Genomic DNA, 16,426 nt, shown 5'->3' on the forward strand with positions numbered 1-16,426 from the left:
CAGCCGCAAACACGATCAAAACCGTGGGAGGGGGCTTGTCGAGTCGTCGCACCGCCCCGATAGCGATGGCGCCGCAAAGTTGAGCCTGAACTGTTGCGGCGTCACCCCCAACCGGCGGTTGAACACACTGCGCATGTGCTGGGCATCGCGAAAACCGCATTGGTAAGCCACGGTTTTCAGCGGTGCGTGAGTACTTTCAAGCAGCACCCGCGCCGCATCCACCCGCGCCCGCTCGACAAACTCCGCCGGCGTAACCTGCGCTTCACGGGCAAACACCCGAGAGAAATTGCGCGCGCTCATATGCGCGGCCTTGGCCAGGTCGGCGATGGTCAGATCCCCGGTCAAATTCGCCAATACATACAGCTGCACCAACGCTACGGCCGAGGTGGTTTCGGCATGGGGCGTAAGAAACGGGCTGAACTGCGACTGCCCGCCTGAGCGCTGGGTGAACACCACCAGGCGCTTGGCCACGCTCAAGGCCACCTGAGGGCCGTGGTCCTGAGACAGCAGGTACAACGACAAGTCGATGCCCGCCGTGACCCCGGCGGAGGTGTAGAGATTGCCGTCCTGTACGTAAAGGCGGTCGGCTTCGACCTGGGCCGAGGGGCACAGGCGCGCCAGGTCAGCGGCGTCGCCCCAATGGGTGGTGACGGTTTTGCCGTCCAGCAGACCGGCACGGGCCAGCATGAAAGCGCCGTTGCAGATTGAGCCAAAGCGCTGCGCACGGGCGGTAGCGCCGCGTAGCCACTCACTGAACGGCGGCCCGAAATCCTCGAACGGCAACTGCGGGCCGCCGGCAACCAGCAGCAGGTCATAGGCTTGCAGGGCTTCGCTGTAATGCCTGTGAGCCTGAAGTGACAAGCCATTGGAGGCTGCCATCGTGCCGTGGCCGACACCGATCACTTCCAGTTGGTAATGGTCGTCGGGCGCGAGGAAACGGTTGGCCTCGCAGAACACGTCCATGGGGCCGGTCACGTCCAGGGACTGGACGCCGGGGAAGATCAGGATGGCGACGGTTTTGTGCATGGGCAAACCTTATATCTCGGGCTGACGAAAAACGCTGTGGGAGCTGGCTTGCCTGCGATGCAGACGACTCGGTCCATCAGGTATACCGAGGTGATGCTATCGCAGGCAAGCCAGCTCCCACATTTGATCGCGTACACCCTTGGCACGATGTCGCGCCAGATTGGCCGGGATCGCACCCTCGTCACCCTGGCCGCTTCGTGGGCGCGCGACCAGACTGGATGCTTTCCAAAGGAGAGCCACCATGACCACTTCCATCGCCGGCATCAAGATCCCCGACAGCGCCCTGGCCAAGGCCACTACCGAGTATATCCGCGACATCGAATCCGACCTGCTCTACCACCACTCGCGCCGGGTGTTTCTGTTCGGCGCGTTGAGCGGTGAGCGCAAGCAGTTGACCTACAACCCGGAGCTACTTTACGTCGGCGCGATGTTCCACGACCTCGGGCTGGTGGAAGGTCATCGCAGCGATAACGAGCGTTTCGAAGTGGACGGTGCCAATGCGGCCGCCGCCTTTCTAAAGCCTTATGGGCTGAGCGATGACGATATCGAACAGGTGTGGCTGTCCATTGCCCTGCACACCACGCCAGGTGTGCCGCAACATCTGCGCCCTACCGTGGCGCTGGTGACGGCCGGTGTGGAGATGGACGTGCTGGGCATGGATTACGCCGCGTTTACCAGCGTGCAGCGCGAAGCCGTGGTGCATGCGCATCCACGGGGTGAAGGGTTCAAGGAGTGCATCATCTGCGCCTTTGCCGACGGCTTGCGCCATCGCCCGCAGACCACGTTTGGCAACGTGAAGACCGATGTGCTGGTGGATCAGGAGCCGGGGTTCAAGCCGATGAATTTTGTGGAGGTGATTCGCACGTCGCCTTGGGCTTGAAATGCAATCAACTGTGGGAGGGGGCTTGCCCCCGATTGCTGACTGCCAGTCACTGCATCTGTTGACTGATACACCGCTATCGGGGGCAAGCCCCCTCCCACATTTTGTATTACACCAGGCTTTAGACCGGTGCAGGCGCCCGGCGCTTGTCCGGCTGTTTCCAGCCATCTGCTGCTGCTTCTTCGATGGCTTGCTGAATGGCTTTCTTGCGGTGTTCTTCGGCGCGACGGCTGAAGAACCACACCAGGAAGGTCACCAGCGACACCGCCAGTAAGATCAGGCTGGCCACGGCGTTGATCTCGGGTTTAACCCCAAGACGCACGGCCGAGAACACTTCCATCGGCAAGGTCGTCGAGCCCGGGCCCGATACGAAGCTGGCCAATACCAGGTCATCCAGCGACAGCGCAAACGACATCATGCCGCCCGCCGCCAGCGACGGCGCGATCATCGGGATGGTGATCAGGAAGAACACCTTCCACGGCCGCGCGCCGAGGTCCATGGCTGCCTCTTCGATCGACAGGTCCAACTCACGCAAGCGCGCCGACACCACCACCGCCACATACGCCGCACAGAACGTGGTGTGGGCGATCCAGATGGTGACGATGCCACGTTCCTGGGGCCAACCGATCATCTGCGCCATGGCCACGAACAGCAGCAACAGCGACAGACCCGTGATCACTTCCGGCATCACCAGAGGCGCCGTCACCAGGCCACCGAACAGCGTACGGCCCTTGAACTGGCTGATGCGCGTCAGCACAAACGCCGCCAACGTACCCAACGCCACTGCGGCAACCGCCGTGTAGCAGGCGATTTCCAGGGAGCGGGCCACCGACCCCATCAACTGGGTGTTGTCCAGCAGGCCCACGTACCACTTGATCGACCAACCGCCCCACACCGTCACCAGCTTGGATTCGTTGAACGAGTAGATCACCAGGATCAGCATTGGCAGGTAGATGAACAGCAACCCCGCCACCAGCATGAAGCTTGAGAAACTGACGCGCTTCATATCTTGCCCTCCAATTCTTTGGCTTGGCTGCGGTTAAACAGAATGATCGGCACGATCAGGATCGCCAGCATCACTACCGCCAGGGCAGACGCCACCGGCCAGTCACGGTTGTTGAAGAATTCTTGCCACAACACTTTACCAATCATCAGGGTTTCCGGGCCGCCCAGCAGTTCCGGAATCACGAACTCGCCCACCACCGGGATAAACACCAGCATGCAGCCCGCGATGATGCCGTTCTTGGACAGCGGCACGGTGATTTTCCAGAAGCTGTTGAAGGTGCTCGAACCCAGGTCCGACGCGGCCTCCAGCAGGCTCTGGTCATGCTTCACCAGGTTCGCATACAGCGGCAGGATCATGAACGGCAGGTACGAATAGACCACGCCGATATACACCGCGATGTTGGTATTGAGGATCTGCAGCGGTTCGTTGATCAGCCCCATGGACATCAGGAAGCCATTGAGCAGCCCGTTGTTGCTGAGGATGCCCATCCACGCATACACGCGGATCAGGATCGCAGTCCAGGTCGGCATCATGATCAGCAGCACCAGCACGGTCTGCATCTCTTTGCGCGCGGTGGCAATGGCGTAGGCCATCGGGTAGCCGATCAGCAGGCACAGCAGCGTGCTGAAAAACGCCATCTTCAGCGAGCCCAGGTACGCGGCGATGTACAACTCGTCGCCCGCCAGCAAGCTGTAGTTGGCCAGGTTCAGCACCACTTGCAGCTTCTGCTCAACGTAGGTGTAGATCTCGGTGTACGGCGGGATCGCCACGTCGGCTTCGGCAAAACTGATTTTCAGCACGATGAAAAACGGCAGGGCGAAAAACAGGAACAGCCACAGGAACGGAATCCCGATGACCACCTGCTTGCCACTGGGGACGAGGCGGTTCAAGCGCCGCTTGAGCTTTTTTGTGTTCATGAGCGAAGTACCACGCCGCTGTCGTCTTCCCACCACACGTACACCTGATCACCCCAGGTCGGCCGCTGGCCACGGCGCTCGGCGTTGGCCACGAAGGACTGCACCAACTTGCCGCTCGGCAGCTCCACGTAGAACACCGAGTGGCCGCCCAGGTAGGCGATGTCGTGCACCTTGCCGCTGGACCAGTTGTGCTCGCAGGTCGGCATTTCGGTGGTCACCAGCAGTTTTTCCGGGCGAATCGCGTAGGTCACCGACTTGTCTTCCACCGAGGTGGCGATGCCGTAGCCCACGTAGATGTCGCGGTCCAGGTCCGGGCACTTGAGCACCGCGTGGCCTTCGGCGTCGTCCACCACTTGGGTGTCGAAAATGTTGACGTTGCCGATGAACTCGCACACCAGACGGCTGGTAGGCGTTTCGTAGATGTCGATCGGGCTGCCGATCTGCGCGATCCAGCCCAGGTGCATGATCGCGATGCGTTCGGCCATGGTCATGGCCTCTTCCTGGTCGTGGGTCACCATCACGCAGGTCACGCCGACGCGCTCGATGATTTCGACCAGCTCAAGCTGCATCTGCGAACGCAATTTCTTGTCCAGCGCCCCCATGGGCTCATCGAGCAGCAGCAGTTTCGGGCGCTTGGCCAGGGAACGGGCCAGGGCCACACGCTGACGCTGGCCACCGGACAACTGGTGTGGCTTGCGCTTGGCGTACTGGCTCATCTGCACCAGCTTGAGCATCTCGGCCACGCGGGCGTCGACTTCGGCCTTGGGGATCTTGTCCTGTTGCAGGCCGAAAGCGATGTTCTGTGCCACCGTCATGTGTGGGAACAGGGCGTAGGACTGGAACATCATGTTGATCGGCCGCTCGTAGGGCGGCATGTCGGTGATGTCCACACCGTCGAGGTAGATGCGCCCTTCAGTCGGGCGCTCGAAACCTGCGAGCATGCGCAGCAAGGTGGACTTGCCCGAACCCGAACCGCCGAGCAGGGCGAAGATCTCGCCTTTCTTGATTTCCAGGGACACATCGTCCACGGCAATCGTCTCGTCGAACTTCTTCGTGACCCGGTCGATTTTGACCAGCACCTTCTTCGGTGTCTGGTCCCCTTCGAGGGCTTTCTTATAGGCGCCGGAGGCAACTGCCATTTACGAAACTCCCAGAAAAAAAGAGTGCAGAACGTCCAATACGGACGAACCTTGGATAGGTTGAGCCTTACTTGCCCGTCTTGACCTTGGTCCAGCTACGGGTCATTAAACGTTGCACTTTCGGGGGTAGCTCGAAGTTGACGAATGTCCGATCGAGAACCGCCTGCGGTGGGTAAACCGCTTCGTCGGTGCGTATCGATTGCTTCATCAGTGTGTCCGCCCCTGGGTTAGGGTTGGCGTAACCGACGTAATCACTGACCTGGGCGATGACCTCAGGTTGCAGCAAATAGTTGATGTAGGCGTGGGCCTCTTTGACGTTGGCGGCGTCCTTGGGGATCGCCAGCACGTCAAACCACAGGTTGCCGCCTTCTTTCGGAATTGCGTAGGCGATGTTCACGCCTTTGCCAGCCTCAGCCGCACGGGCCTTGGCCTGGAACACATCACCGGAGAAACCGGCCGCCACGCAGATGTTGCCGTTGGCCAGGTCGGAGATGTATTTGGAGGAATGGAAGTAGGTCACGTAGGGCCGCACTTTGAGCAGCTTTTCTTCGGCCTTTTTGTAGTCGTCCGGGTTGGTGCTGTTGGGATCCAGGCCCATGTAGTTGAGCACCGCCGGCAGCATTTCATCTGCCGAATCCATGAAGGACACGCCGCAAGTGGCCAGCTTCTTCATGTTTTCCGGCTCGAACAGCACGGCCCAGGAGTCGATCTTGTCGACGCCCAGCACTTCCTTCACTTTGTCGACGTTGTAACCGATGCCGTTGGTGCCCCACAGGTACGGCACGGCGTACTGGTTGCCTGGGTCGTTCTTTTCCAGGCGCTTGAGCAGCGCTGGATCAAGATTTGCGTAATTCGTCAGCAACGACTTGTCGAGTTTCTGGAACGCCCCGGCCTTGATCTGCTTGCCGAGGAAGTGGTTGGACGGCACGACCACGTCGTAGCCCGTACGCCCGGCCAGCAGCTTGCCTTCCAGGGTTTCGTTGGAATCAAACACGTCATACACGGGCTTGATGCCGGTGGCCTTTTCGAAGTTGGCCAGGGTGTCGGTACCGATGTAGTCCGACCAGTTATAAATATGCACCGTCGATGCGGCCTGCACGCTGACAGCCAGCGTGATACCTGCACCCACCAGCATGGCTTTGCGAAATAAAGAAATTGGCAAGTGGAGGTCCTCTTAAATAGTTGGGCCTGAAGTTGTTGCCCGGCAACAAAACCGGCGCGCAACTTACCCTCGATAAACCGATCCGGCAAAACTTTTTGTCATTTAATGTGTGGGAGAGGGGCAAGCCCTCTCCCACAGGTGTTGAGGCTTACTTGCCGGACTTGATCTTGGTCCAGCTGCGCGTCATTTCACGCTGGGTTGCGGCTGGCAAGTCAGCAATGGCGTAGAGCTTGGCTTGCACATCGGCTGGCGGGTAGATGCCCGGGTCGCTGGTGATGTCCTTGTCGACCAATGCCGTGGCCTTCTCGTTACCGTTCGGGAAACGCACGCTGTCGGTGATCGAAGCCATGACTTCCGGCTTGAGCAGGTAGTTCATGAATTTGTAAGCGGCGTCGACGTTTTCGGCATCTTTAGGGATGGCGACCATGTCGAAGAAGCTGCCAGCGCCTTCTTTCGGAATGTCGTAGGCAACCTTGATCTTGCCACCGGCTTCAGCCGCGCGGGATTTGGCCTGCTGGATGTCACCCGAGTAACCCACGGCTACGCAGATGTTGCCGTTGGCGAGGTCCGAGATGTACTTGGAGGAGTGGAAGTAGCCAATCGATGGGCGGATCTTGAGGAACAGCGCTTCGGCTTGCTTGAGATCGTCTTTCTTCTGGCTGTCGGTCGGCAGGCCCAGGTAATGCAGCGCGATCGGCAGCATTTCGGTTGGCGAATCGAGGAAGCTCACGCCGCAGCTTTTGAGCTTGGCGATGTTCTCAGGCTTGAGCAGCACGTCCCACGAATCGATCTTGTCCACGCCCAGTGCGGCCTTGACCTTCTCCGGGTTGTAGCCGATGCCGATCGAACCCCACATGTACGGGAAGGCGTGCTTGTTGTCCGGGTCGCTGACCGACACGGCTTTGAGCAGGGACTTGTTCAGGTTGCTGTAGTTGGACAGCTTGGATGTGTCCAGCTCTTGGTAGACACCGGCCTTGATCTGCTTGGCGAGGAAGTTGTTCGACGGCACGACGATGTCGTAACCGGACTTGCCCGCCAGCAACTTGGCTTCCAGGGTCTCGTTGCTGTCAAAAACGTCGTACACCACTTTGATGCCCGACTCTTTTTCGAAGTTGGCGATGGTGTCCGGTGCAATGTAGTCGGACCAGTTGTAGACGTGCAGCACTTTATCGTCTGCCTGGGCCGCGCCCGCCATTGCGCCCATCAGGGACAAGGCGAGGAGGGTCTTGCCAGCGTTCTTCAAACCTAATGCCTTCATTTGGTGATGCTCCAATTTTTTCTTTTGAGCCGCAGCCTGCGTTATCTGCCGCAGGCGGAGACTAGCACTTAGCCCTGCAATGCCGCCAAAGTCAGGTCCAGACACTTGCGCGCCTTGGTCACCAACTCGTCGATCTCGGCCTTGCTGATCACCAGCGGCGGCGAAATGATCATGGTGTCGCCCACGGCGCGCATGATCAGGCCGTTGTTGAAGCAGAAGTTGCGGCAAATCATGCCGACGCCCTTGCCTTCATAGCGCTTGCGAGTGGCCTTGTCCTGCACCAGTTCAATAGCGCCCAACAGACCCACACCGCGCACTTCGCCCACCAACGGGTGATCATTGAGCTCGCGCAGACGACGCTGCAAATAGGGTGCCGTTTCGCTGTTGACCTGCTCGATGATTTTTTCATCACGCAGGATGCGGATGTTTTCCAGGGCCACTGCGGCGGCCACCGGATGACCGGAATAGGTGAAACCGTGGTTGAAATCGCCGCCTTCGTTCAGCACCTCGACCACTTCGTCACGCACGATGAGGCCGCCCATAGGGATATAGCCTGAGGTCAGGCCTTTGGCGATGGTCATCATGTCTGGCTTGAGGTCGTAGAAGTCGCTACCAAACCACTCACCGGTACGGCCAAACCCGCAGATCACTTCGTCGGCCACAAACAGGATGTCGTACTTGGCGAGGATTTCCTTGATGCGCGGCCAGTAGGTGGCGGGCGGGACGATCACACCACCGGCACCCTGGATCGGTTCGGCAATAAAGGCACCGACGGTGTCCACGCCCAGTTCGAGGATCTTTTCTTCCAGCTGGTTGGCGGCCCAGATCCCGAACTCCTCAGGGCTCATGTCGCCGCCTTCGCCGAACCAGTACGGCTGGGCGATGTGGGTGATGCCCGGGATCGGCAAGTCGCCCTGTTCGTGCATATACGTCATGCCGCCAAGGCTGGCGCCAGCCACGGTTGAGCCGTGGTAGCCATTCTTGCGGCTGATGATGGTTTTCTTGTTCGGCTGGCCCTTGATCGCCCAGTAGTGGCGGACCATGCGCAACATGGTGTCGTTGCCTTCGGAGCCGGACCCGGTGAAGAACACGTGGTTCATGCCGGCAGGCGCGATGTCGGAAATGGCCTTGGCCAGCTCCAGCACCGGCGGGTGAGCGGTCTGGAAGAACAGGTTGTAGTACGGCAGTTCTTTCATTTGTTTGGCGGCGGCGTCGGCCAGTTCATCGCGACCGTAACCGATCGCCACGCACCACAGGCCGGCCATGCCGTCGAGGATCTTGTTGCCTTCGCTGTCCCACAAATACACGCCGTGGGCTTTGGTGATGATCCGTGGGCCTTTCTCTTTCAATTGCTTGAAGTCGCTGAACGGCGCCAGGTGGTGATCGTTGCTCAAGGCTTGCCATTCACGGGTTTGCGGGTTGTTGCTGGACATACCAATCTCCTGAAATTTCAGTGAAGGGCGCACGGCGCGAGCCGCGCGCCCGGCGCATCAGACGGCGAAGAGCAGGAATTCCCGCTCCCACGAACTGATCACGCGCTTGAAGTTTTCATGCTCGGCCCGCTTGACCGCGACGTAGCCTGTGATGAATTTCTGACCCAGGTATTTCTCGATGGTCTTGCTGTTTTCCATGCGTTCCAGGGCGTCTTCAATGGTCAACGGCAAACGCAGGTTGCGCCGCTCGTAACCACGACCCACCACCGGCGCGCTCGGGTTATGGCCTTCAACCATGCCGATGTAGCCGCACAGCAGACTGGCGGCAATCGCCAGGTACGGGTTGGCGTCGGCGCCCGGCAGGCGGTTTTCCACACGACGGTTCTGCGGGCCGGCATCCGGTACGCGCAGGCCGACGGTGCGGTTTTCTTCGCCCCATTCCACGTTGACCGGCGCCGAGGTGTCGGGCAGGAAGCGGCGGAACGAGTTCACGTTAGGGGCAAACAGTGGCAGCAATTCGGGGATGAATTTCTGCAGGCCGCCAATGTGGTTGAGGAACAGCTGGCTCATGCTCCCGTCTTCATTGGAGAAGACGTTCTTGCCGGTGGCGATGTCGATGATGCTCTGGTGCAGGTGCATCGCGCTGCCGGGCTCGCCGGTCATCGGCTTGGCCATGAAGGTGGCCGCCACGTTGTGCTTGAGCGCGGCTTCGCGCATGGTGCGCTTGAACACCAGGATCTGGTCGGCCAGGGACAGCGCGTCGCCGTGACGGAAGTTGATTTCCATCTGCGCGGTGCCGTCTTCGTGGATCAGGGTGTCGAGGTCCAGCTCCTGCAGTTCGCACCAGTCGTAGACGTCTTCGAACAGTGGATCGAATTCGTTGGCCGCTTCTATAGAGAAGGATTGGCGACCGGTCTCCGGGCGCCCGGAACGACCGATCGGCGGTTGCAACGGGAAGTCCGGGTCTTCGCAGCGTTTGGTCAGGTAGAACTCCATCTCCGGCGCCACGATGGGCTGCCAGCCTTTGTCGGCGTAGAGCTGGAGGACTTTCTTGAGCACGTTGCGCGGCGACAGCTCGATCGGGTTGCCTTGCTTGTCGTAGGTGTCGTGGATCACCTGGGCGGTCGGCTCGATGGCCCACGGCACCAGGAACACCGCGTTCTGGTCGGGGCGGCAGATCATGTCGATGTCGGCCGGGTCGAGCAATTCGTAATAGATGTCGTCTTCGACATAGTCGCCGGTCACGGTCTGCAACAGAACGCTCTCGGGCAGGCGCATGCCTTTTTCGGCGATGAACTTGTTGGTCGGCGAGATCTTGCCCCGGGTGATGCCGGTGAGGTCGCCAATCATGCATTCGACTTCTGTGATCTTGTGGTCTTTCAACCAATCGGTGAGCTGGTCGAGGTTGTTACTCATAAATGCCTCTGGGCTGGGTTTCCTGGCATCCATTAAAGGCCAGGCGTTGGTTGACGCAGCATCCGCGTCGTTTGTTCATTCAGGGTAGGAGCTTACCTGCCATTTGCTGCAGCGTTGCATTCCTCACGCCAAAGTCGTGCACAATCTTGATCGGTTCCTTGAAAAGGCGCCGGTCAGGGGCAGTTGAGGGGGCAAAGAAAAGGTCGGACGGGCCGTCAAGAATATTGGCCGGTGCCGGGGCATTCACGCGGGGCGAACGGACTGCGGACAACGCCTGGCAGAAGCAGGCATAGACGCCGAGTGGCGGCAGGTGAAACATGAAGCACCCCGGTATTATTGCTGTTATGGGTTTGAATCGAGCTTAGCCTTGTTCATTTTTTTACACAACACCCCCGTAAAAAATACAACACGGCCCGCTCAAGCCTGCGATTCCCAAGCCGGTCAAATGCAAAAAACCGCCCCAAAAAGCCCCAAAAAAGGCTTCGCGGCGCTTTTTTAGGGCAAAAAAGGCCTCGCTTGACTTCGGCATGCCGTTCGGGTTGACTGAAACCAGAAAAGATCAATGATTGATATTTTTAACAACAAAGGTGTTGCATCATGTCGGTACCCCCGCGTGCCGTTCAGCTTAACGAAGCGAACGCGTTCCTTAAGGATCATCCTGAGGTTCTGTACGTAGACCTTCTAATTGCGGATATGAATGGTGTGGTGCGCGGCAAGCGCATCGAACGCACCAGCCTCCACAAGGTTTACGAGAAGGGCATTAACCTGCCTGCCTCTTTATTTGCCCTGGATATCAATGGCTCGACGGTGGAAAGCACCGGCCTGGGTCTGGACATCGGTGATGCTGACCGAATCTGTTATCCAATCCCCGATACCCTGTGCAATGAGCCTTGGCAAAAGCGCCCTACCGCGCAACTGCTGATGACCATGCACGAACTTGAAGGTGAACCTTTCTTCGCCGATCCCCGCGAAGTGCTCCGCCAGGTTGTAAGCAAATTTGACGACCTCGGTCTGACCATCTGCGCTGCCTTCGAGCTTGAGTTCTACCTGATCGACCAGGAGAACGTGAACGGCCGCCCACAACCGCCCCGCTCGCCGATCTCCGGCAAACGCCCGCACTCGACACAGGTCTACCTGATCGACGACCTCGACGAATACGTCGACTGCCTCCAGGACATTCTGGAAGGTGCCAAAGAGCAAGGCATCCCGGCCGACGCCATCGTCAAGGAAAGTGCCCCGGCGCAGTTCGAAGTGAACCTGCACCATGTCGCCGACCCGATCAAAGCGTGCGATTACGCGGTACTGCTCAAGCGCCTGATCAAGAACATCGCCTACGACCATGAGATGGACACCACCTTCATGGCCAAGCCTTACCCAGGCCAGGCAGGCAACGGGCTGCACGTTCACATTTCGATCCTGGACAAAGACGGCAAGAACATCTTTGCCAGCGAGGATCCCGAGCAGAACGCCGCATTGCGTCATGCGATCGGCGGTGTGCTGGAGACCCTGCCCGCCCAAATGGCGTTCCTGTGCCCCAACGTCAACTCCTACCGTCGTTTCGGCGCACAGTTCTACGTGCCGAACTCGCCGTGCTGGGGCCTGGACAACCGCACCGTGGCGATTCGCGTACCGACCGGCTCGTCCGATGCCGTACGTATCGAACACCGTGTGGCCGGCGCCGACGCCAACCCTTACCTGCTGATGGCTTCGGTCCTGGCAGGCGTGCACCACGGTCTGACCAACAAAATCGAGCCTGGCGCACCCGTGGAAGGCAACAGCTACGAGCAGAACGAGCAAAGCCTGCCGAACAACCTGCGTGATGCCCTGCGCGAGTTGGACGACAGCGAGGTGATGGCCAAGTACATCGATCCTAAATACATCGATATCTTCGTCGCCTGTAAGGAAAGTGAGCTGGAAGAGTTTGAACACTCCATCTCCGACCTTGAGTACAACTGGTATCTGCATACCGTGTAAGCGGCGGTTGCATTGAAAAAACGCCACAGGCCTTTGGTCTGTGGCGTTTTTTTATGGGTTTGTTCCGGGGGACCGAGTCGGCCTTATCGGGGCATGGGCATCTACACAACTTCCGGAGGATGCTCAATCTATGGCAAATGGGCTTTTGTGGTGAGCGGGCTTGTCCCGCGCTGGGCTGCGCAGCAGCCCCAAAACCTTCACCTCGATTGGTTCTGGCACTCTGCGGTGACCTTATTGGGGCTGCTTCGCAGCCCAGCGCGGGACAAGCCCGCTCACCACAGGATTCTGTGTCAGCCTTTAAGAGTTGCGTAGATACTCATGCTTATCGGGGGCAAGCCCCCTCCAACACTTTGAGTGTGTTCACAGATCAAAATGTGGGAGGGGGCTTGCCCCGGATGGCGGTCTGGCAGACAACCCACCTCAGGGCTCATACAATGCCCGCTGCCTTGTAGGAGACTTCCATGACCACCCGCCCCGCCACCCCGCGTAAACCCCGTGCCCGCAGCCAGGCCCGGATCGACGCGATCCTCGACGCCGCCCGCACCCTGCTGGCCGCCGAAGGCGTGGCCAGTTTGTCGATCTACAGCGTGGCCGAACGTGCACAGATTCCGCCGTCGTCGGTGTACCACTTTTTCGCCAGCGTACCGGCGTTGCTGCAAGCCTTGACGGCCGATGTGCACGCGGCGTTCCGGGCAGCCATTGAGGCGCCTATCGAGCATGAGCCGCTCAAGCACTGGCGCGACCTGTCCTCCGTGATCGAGCAGCGCATGCTCACCATCTACAGCAACGACGCCGCCGCTCGGCAGTTGATCCTGGCCCAGCACGGATTGACCGAAGTGACCCAGGCAGATCGCCAGCACGATCTGGAGTTGGGGGATTTGATGTTGGCGGTGTTCAGCCGTCACTTCGAAGTGCCGACCCTGCCCACCGATGTGGATGTGTTCGCGCTGGCGTTGGAATTGAGTGATCGCGTGTATGCGCGCTCAGTGCATCAGCATGGGCTGATTACGCCGCGCATGGCGGAGGAAGGAATGCGTGTGTTTGATGCTTACGTGGGGCTGTATTTGCCGGCGTACCTGCCCAAGCGTTGAGTCTTGTATTGGCTGATCTGGCCTCATCGGGGGCAAGCCCCCTCCCACATTATGAGTGTGTTCACAGTTCAACATGTGGGAGGGGGCTTGCCCCCGATGGCGGCCTCAAGACCAATCACAACTTCGCGATCGACACCTCAGTCGACTTCACAAACGCAATCACTTCACTGCCGATCACCAGCTCCAACTCTTTGACCGAGCGCGTGGTGATCACCGAAGTGACGATCCCGGAGGCGGTCTGCACGTCGATTTCCGACAGCACGTCGCCGACTACGATTTCCTTGATGGTGCCTTTGAACTGGTTACGCACGTTGATGGCTTTGATAGTCATGGTGTTTTTCCTTCGCGGGACAAGTGAGTTATTGAGCCCAACGCAATTGCGTAGGCAGCGGTGAAACAGGTTCGGGTTCCGGCGGCGTGCCGGGCAACGACAGCACACGGTTGAGCACTTCGGCTTCCAACGCGGCCAAGCGGTGTGAACCACGGGCACGCGGACGTGGCAGGTCGACGATCAAATCGAGGCCGATTTCGCCGTCTTCGATCAGGATCACCCGGTCGGCAATCGCCACGGCTTCGCTGACGTCGTGGGTCACCAGCAACACGGTGAAGCCGTGCTTCTGCCAGAGGTTTTCGATCAGTTGCTGCATCTCGATGCGAGTCAGGGCATCCAGTGCCCCCAATGGCTCATCGAGCAGCAGCAGGCGCGGTTGATGGATCAGCGCACGCGCCAGGGCAACACGTTGTTTCTGGCCCCCGGACAGCGCTGCTGGCCACTCATTGGCACGCTCGGCCAGGCCGACCGCTTCCAGTGCTTCGAGCGCTTTGGGGCGCCAGTTGCCAGTGAGACCCAGGCCCACGTTGTCGATGATCTTTTTCCACGGCAGCAAACGTGCTTCCTGGAACATCAACCGCGTGTCTTCAATCGCTTCGCTCAGCGGCGCGGAGCCGGCCAGCAGCTCGCCGCCACTGGCTTTGTCCAAGCCAGCCAGCAGGCGCAGCAAGGTACTTTTGCCGCACCCGCTGCGGCCGACCACAGCCACGAACTGGCCCGCCGGAATGTGCAGGTCAATCTCTTTGAGCACTTCCCGTGCGCCGAACGATTTGCGCAATTTGCGCACCGCCAGGGGTATCCCCTTGAGCAGGCGCGGAGGTTGTTGAGCCGTCATGCCGCACCTCCTTTATTCACTTGATACGCCGGATGCCAGCGCAACCACACCCGCTCCAGACCGCGCGCCGCCAGGTCGGCCAGTTTGCCGAGGATCGCGTACATCACGATGGCCAGCACCACCACGTCGGTTTGCAGGAATTCACGGGCGTTCATTGCCAGGTAGCCGATGCCCGAGCTGGCAGAGATGGTTTCCGCCACGATCAGCGTCAACCACATAAAGCCCAGGGCAAAACGCACACCCACCAAAATCGAAGGCAGCGCGCCCGGCAGGATCACTTGCCAGAACAGGCTGAAACCGGACAAACCGTAACTGCGCGACATTTCCACCAGCGCCGGATCGACGTTGCGGATGCCGTGATAGGTGTTCAGGTAGATCGGGAACAATGTGCCGAGGGCGACCAGGAAAATCTTCGCGGTCTCGTCAATCCCGAACCACAGGATCACCAGCGGAGTCAGCGCCAGGTGCGGCACGTTGCGGATCATCTGCACCGAGCTGTCCAGCAGGCGTTCGCCCCACTTTGACAGGCCGGTGATAAACCCCAGCGCCAGGCCGATGCTGCCGCCGATCACAAAGCCCAGGCCGGCGCGCCAGCCACTGATGGCCAGGTGCGTCCAGATTTCGCCACTGGCAACCAAGTGGACACCGGCTTCAATCACCGCACTGGGCGCCGGCAGAATGCGCGTCGACAACCAACCCGCCGACACCGACAACTGCCACACCGCCAGCAATAGAATCGGCAGCACCCAGGGCGCTACGCGATGGCTCAATTTTTCAAGGTTCATAACGCCGCCTCAGCTCTGTGACGCAGCTTTGGGAAGGATGTCGTTGGCGACCATTTCGCCGAATGGGCTCACGTAACCGGCGCTTTTCGGCAGCTCGGGACGTTCGATGTCCAGGTGCGGAAACAGCAGTTCAGCCACGCGATACGACTCTTCCAGGTGTGGGTAGCCGGAGAAGATAAAGGTATCGATGCCCAGCGCGGCGTACTCCTTGACCCGCGCCGCAACCGTTGGGCCATCGCCCACCAAAGCAGTGCCCGCACCACCGCGTACCAGGCCGACACCGGCCCACAGGTTGGGGCTGACTTCGAGGTTGTCGCGGTTGCCGCCGTGCAAGGCGGCCATGCGTTGCTGGCCGACCGAATCGAAGCGCGCCAGGGAAGCCTGGGCGCGGGCGATGGTGTCGTCATCCAGATGGGAGATCAGTTTGTCGGCGGCTTTCCAGGCTTCATCGTTGGTTTCGCGCACGATCACATGCAGGCGAATGCCGAAGCGCACGGTGCGCCCGAGTTTCGCGGCCTTGGCGCGTACCTGTTCAATCTTTTCTGCGACGGCGGCCGGGGGCTCGCCCCAGGTCAGCACCATTTCCACCTGTTCGGCGGCGAGGTCCTGGGCGGCTTCGGAAGAACCGCCGAAGTACAGCGGCGGACGCGGTTGCTGGATCGGCGGATAGAGCAATTTGGCGCCTTTGACGCTGATGTGCTCGCCGTCGTAATCCACGGTTTCGCCTTCCAGCACACGGCGCCAGATGCGGGTGAATTCCACCGACGCCTGGTAGCGTTCCTCGTGAGTGAGAAACAAGCCATCGCCGGCCAATTCTTCCGGATCACCACCGGTGACCAGGTTGAACAACGCACGGCCGCCGGACAGGCGATCCAGGGTCGCAGCCTGACGCGCCGCCACCGTCGGGGAAATGATCCCGGGGCGCAGGGCAACAAGGAATTTCAGACGCTGGGTCACCGGGATCAGCGAGGCGGCCACCAGCCACGAGTCTTCGCAGGAGCGTCCAGTGGGGATCAACACCCCGCCGAAGCCCAGGCGATCAGCGGCCTGGGCCACTTGCTGCAAATAACCGTGGTCGACGGCGCGAGCGCCTTCGGCGGTGCCAAGGTAATGGCCGTCGCCGTGGGTAGGCAGGAACCAGAAAATATTGAGGCTCATGGAGTTGTCTCCTGA

General features: G+C 59.9%; 16 protein-coding genes. 3 read left to right on the forward strand and 13 right to left on the reverse strand.

Going from position 1 to position 16,426, the window contains the following annotated elements; genetic code table 11:
- Window positions 1-15 precede the first annotated feature (15 nt).
- Window positions 16-1,026 (reverse strand): GlxA family transcriptional regulator, encoded by a 1,011-nt coding sequence (locus tag AOA60_RS19945; protein WP_099585904.1) that lies wholly within the window; start codon window positions 1,024-1,026, stop codon window positions 16-18.
- A gap of 241 nt (window positions 1,027-1,267) precedes the next feature.
- Here AOA60_RS19945 and AOA60_RS19955 point away from each other — a divergent pair, with 241 nt between their 5' ends.
- Window positions 1,268-1,906: an HD domain-containing protein gene (locus tag AOA60_RS19955; protein ID WP_099585905.1), complete on the forward strand. Its 639-nt coding sequence runs from the start codon at window positions 1,268-1,270 to the stop codon at window positions 1,904-1,906.
- Between the two features lie 121 nt (window positions 1,907-2,027).
- On the opposite strand, the gene AOA60_RS19960 is transcribed toward AOA60_RS19955, so the two are convergent.
- From AOA60_RS19960 to AOA60_RS19995, 8 genes are all read right to left on the reverse strand, one after another.
- Complete coding sequence (locus AOA60_RS19960) at window positions 2,028-2,912, reverse strand: ABC transporter permease subunit (RefSeq protein ID WP_099585906.1); 885 nt, start codon at window positions 2,910-2,912, stop codon at window positions 2,028-2,030.
- Window positions 2,909-3,829: an ABC transporter permease subunit gene (locus AOA60_RS19965; protein WP_099585907.1), complete on the reverse strand. Its 921-nt coding sequence runs from the start codon at window positions 3,827-3,829 to the stop codon at window positions 2,909-2,911. The genes AOA60_RS19960 and AOA60_RS19965 overlap by 4 nt, the downstream gene beginning before the upstream one ends.
- The gene (locus AOA60_RS19970) at window positions 3,826-4,968 is read right to left on the reverse strand and encodes an ABC transporter ATP-binding protein (RefSeq protein ID WP_003195240.1); all 1,143 of its coding nucleotides are present in this window, start codon (window positions 4,966-4,968) and stop codon (window positions 3,826-3,828) included. The genes AOA60_RS19965 and AOA60_RS19970 overlap by 4 nt, the downstream gene beginning before the upstream one ends.
- 67 nt (window positions 4,969-5,035) lie before the next feature.
- A complete protein-coding gene (locus AOA60_RS19975; protein WP_099585908.1) occupies window positions 5,036-6,130 on the reverse strand; it encodes a polyamine ABC transporter substrate-binding protein in 1,095 nt (364 codons plus the stop codon).
- Between the two features lie 148 nt (window positions 6,131-6,278).
- Window positions 6,279-7,373 (reverse strand): polyamine ABC transporter substrate-binding protein, encoded by a 1,095-nt coding sequence (locus AOA60_RS19980; protein ID WP_099586239.1) that lies wholly within the window; start codon window positions 7,371-7,373, stop codon window positions 6,279-6,281.
- An 83-nt stretch (window positions 7,374-7,456) separates the two neighbouring features.
- Entirely contained in the window at window positions 7,457-8,821 is a 1,365-nt protein-coding gene (locus AOA60_RS19985) for an aspartate aminotransferase family protein (protein WP_099585909.1), read from the reverse strand.
- A 57-nt stretch (window positions 8,822-8,878) separates the two neighbouring features.
- The gene (locus tag AOA60_RS19990) at window positions 8,879-10,237 is read right to left on the reverse strand and encodes a glutamine synthetase family protein (RefSeq protein ID WP_099585910.1); all 1,359 of its coding nucleotides are present in this window, start codon (window positions 10,235-10,237) and stop codon (window positions 8,879-8,881) included.
- A gap of 79 nt (window positions 10,238-10,316) precedes the next feature.
- The gene (locus tag AOA60_RS19995) at window positions 10,317-10,556 is read right to left on the reverse strand and encodes a hypothetical protein (RefSeq protein WP_099585911.1); all 240 of its coding nucleotides are present in this window, start codon (window positions 10,554-10,556) and stop codon (window positions 10,317-10,319) included.
- Window positions 10,557-10,834: 278 nt separating this feature from the next.
- On the opposite strand from AOA60_RS19995, the gene AOA60_RS20000 reads away from it, so the two are divergent.
- Entirely contained in the window at window positions 10,835-12,211 is a 1,377-nt protein-coding gene (locus AOA60_RS20000) for a glutamine synthetase family protein (RefSeq protein WP_003213894.1), read from the forward strand.
- A gap of 461 nt (window positions 12,212-12,672) precedes the next feature.
- The gene (locus AOA60_RS20005; protein WP_099585912.1) at window positions 12,673-13,302 is read left to right on the forward strand and encodes a TetR/AcrR family transcriptional regulator; all 630 of its coding nucleotides are present in this window, start codon (window positions 12,673-12,675) and stop codon (window positions 13,300-13,302) included.
- Window positions 13,303-13,417: 115 nt separating this feature from the next.
- Here AOA60_RS20005 and AOA60_RS20010 read toward each other — a convergent pair whose 3' ends face one another.
- The 4 genes from AOA60_RS20010 to ssuD are packed head-to-tail and all read right to left on the reverse strand — an operon-like array spanning window position 13,418 to window position 16,411.
- Complete coding sequence (locus AOA60_RS20010) at window positions 13,418-13,633, reverse strand: molybdopterin-binding protein (protein WP_003176783.1); 216 nt, start codon at window positions 13,631-13,633, stop codon at window positions 13,418-13,420.
- 28 nt (window positions 13,634-13,661) lie between these two features.
- The gene (ssuB, locus tag AOA60_RS20015) at window positions 13,662-14,468 is read right to left on the reverse strand and encodes an aliphatic sulfonates ABC transporter ATP-binding protein (RefSeq protein WP_032884247.1); all 807 of its coding nucleotides are present in this window, start codon (window positions 14,466-14,468) and stop codon (window positions 13,662-13,664) included.
- On the reverse strand, window positions 14,465-15,253 hold the full coding sequence (ssuC, locus tag AOA60_RS20020; protein WP_099585913.1) for an aliphatic sulfonate ABC transporter permease SsuC: 789 nt from the start codon (window positions 15,251-15,253) through the stop codon (window positions 14,465-14,467). Before ssuC ends, ssuB begins: the two co-directional genes overlap by 4 nt.
- A 9-nt stretch (window positions 15,254-15,262) precedes the next feature.
- Window positions 15,263-16,411, reverse strand: a complete 1,149-nt coding sequence (gene ssuD, locus AOA60_RS20025; protein WP_099585914.1) for an FMNH2-dependent alkanesulfonate monooxygenase — start codon at window positions 16,409-16,411, stop codon at window positions 15,263-15,265.
- Window positions 16,412-16,426: the final 15 nt, after the last annotated feature.

It is taken from the genome of Pseudomonas sp. 2822-17 (genome assembly GCF_002742485.1).
Lineage (GTDB): Bacteria > Pseudomonadota > Gammaproteobacteria > Pseudomonadales > Pseudomonadaceae > Aquipseudomonas > Aquipseudomonas cyclaminis.